1 protein-coding gene and 1 pseudogene are annotated in these 1,942 nt (G+C 55.6%); both read left to right on the top strand.

Annotated elements, in window-relative coordinates:
• Positions 1-1,411: VaFE repeat-containing surface-anchored protein (locus tag MHK09_RS11555; RefSeq protein ID WP_250413611.1), on the top strand; the 1,411-nt coding region annotated here is incomplete at its 5' end.
• A gap of 225 nt (positions 1,412-1,636) precedes the next feature.
• A pseudogene (locus tag MHK09_RS11550) lies at positions 1,637-1,942 on the top strand (hypothetical protein); the annotation flags it as partial.

Genomic DNA, 1,942 nt, shown 5'->3' with positions numbered 1-1,942 from the left:
GTCTACTGCGGTGGATGCGTCTGGTAAGGATTCCGAGTCTGGCGATGAGAATAAGATTGCTGAGCACACGGATATCAATGACAAGGCTCAGACTGTTGATTCTCATGATGAGTTGACGCCTGAGACCTCGACGTCCAAGTCTCCTGATAATCCGGGTAATCCTGGCGGTGGTAAGGGCACTACCGAGCAGACTCCTACTACGAAGTCCAGCGAGGTTTGTGAGTCTGAGGAGCCGAGCGGCTCTAAGAGCGTTGAGCCTTCTGAGGAGCCGTCTGAGTCTGAGTCCAGCGAGCCTTCTGAGTCGGAGTCTGTAGAGACCACGACCTCCGAGGCTTCTGAGACCACTACTTCTGACAAGCCTAAGGATTGCGTGACGACGACCCCGAAGGACGAGACGGAAAAGCCTGAGACCTCCACGTCCAAGACCTCTGAGAACCCAGAAAATCCTGGCGGTGGTAAGGACACTACCGAGCAGTCTTCTACTACGGAGTCCAGCGAGGTTTGTGAGTCTGAGGAGCCGAGCGGCTCTGAGAGCGTTGAGCCTTCTGAGGAGCCGTCTGAGTCTGAGTCCGTTGAGCCTTCTGAGTCGGAGTCTGTAGAGACCACGACCTCCGAGGCTTCTGAGACCACTACTTCTGACAAGCCTTCGGATTGCGTGACGACGACCCCGGGCAAGCCTGATAGCAACGAGGAGAAGAAGACTCCGAAGATCACCACTAACGCTGACTTCGAGAAGGGTTCCCACGAGGTTGTTGCTGGTGCCAAGATTGTTGATGAGGTTTCCTACGAGGGTCTGGTTCCGGGTAAGGAATACACCCTGAAGGCTGAGCTCATTTCCAAGAAGGACGGCAAGACTGTTCTGGGTACTGGTGAAGCTACCTTCACCCCGAAGAAGTCCAAGGGCATGGAGCCTGTCACCATCACCGTGAACGATGATGTGACGGAGCCTGTTAAGGCTGCAGTTGCTTTTGAGGAGTTGACCTCTACTGAGGTTGATGAGAACGGTGAGGATAAGCCTGCCGATTCTGAGACCCCGAATGAGGTTGCTGATCACAAGGACATCAACGATAAGGATCAGACCGTTACCTCTCATAAGAAGGGCGGCAAGACCCCATGGTGGCTCATCCTGATTCCGGGCATCGGCCTGGGCAAGATCATCAAGGATCACTTCGACCACAAGGATCATGGCAACCACAACGGTGGCCACGGTGACAACAACCACCAGCCAGGCAACCAGGATGCTCCAGAGGGCGGTAACTCTGGCCATGGCAACGGCAACGGCGATGCTCCGGGTCAAGAACCTGAAGAGGTCGGCAATGCACTGCCATCCGACGCCCAGCGTGTCGATATTAAGTCCGTACCATCCGGCGCAACTGAGCTTGAGCCGGGCATGCAGAGCTACGTTAAGTAGCCTGTATCGCTAACGCGACTTAATCACTGCGAATCCCCTCCAGCGTGTGAACGCACACGCTGGAGGGGATTTCTATATAACTAGGGCCCTTCTTATATATGGGAGAGAAGCAGCTGCCTAATCCTGAGGAAACTTCGCTAAGTGTCCACGACTTGAGGCTAACTCCACCGTTTTGAAGGAAAGTTCTGGATCGATTTATTGGGGTGCTGGGATTAGGGTGAGGTCATGCTTTTTGATTCGCTGCCGCGGCCGAGCGTGCGTGTGGCTCCGGGGGTGGGGCATGTGCCGGGATGGGTGGGCGTCGATAAGCAGAAAGCCTTGGTAGAAGAGATGCGCGGCATTGCGCGCGAATATGCGGCTACGCCGATGGCGATGGTGCGCCCGCGGCTGAAATCTGGCGGGCAGATGAGGGACCTGACCCCTGTTTGGTGGACACCTGATATCCAGCCCAGTCGGGCTGGAAGAAAGGTAATCTACCACCATGTCCAGGTACTCCGAACAGTTCAAACGCGATGCCGTGGCCCTCTACGA

The sequence above is a fragment of the Corynebacterium tuberculostearicum genome (genome assembly GCF_022347235.1).
GTDB classification, from domain to species: Bacteria; Actinomycetota; Actinomycetes; order Mycobacteriales; family Mycobacteriaceae; genus Corynebacterium; species Corynebacterium tuberculostearicum_F.
This window is presented reverse-complemented; position numbering and strand designations above follow the sequence as displayed.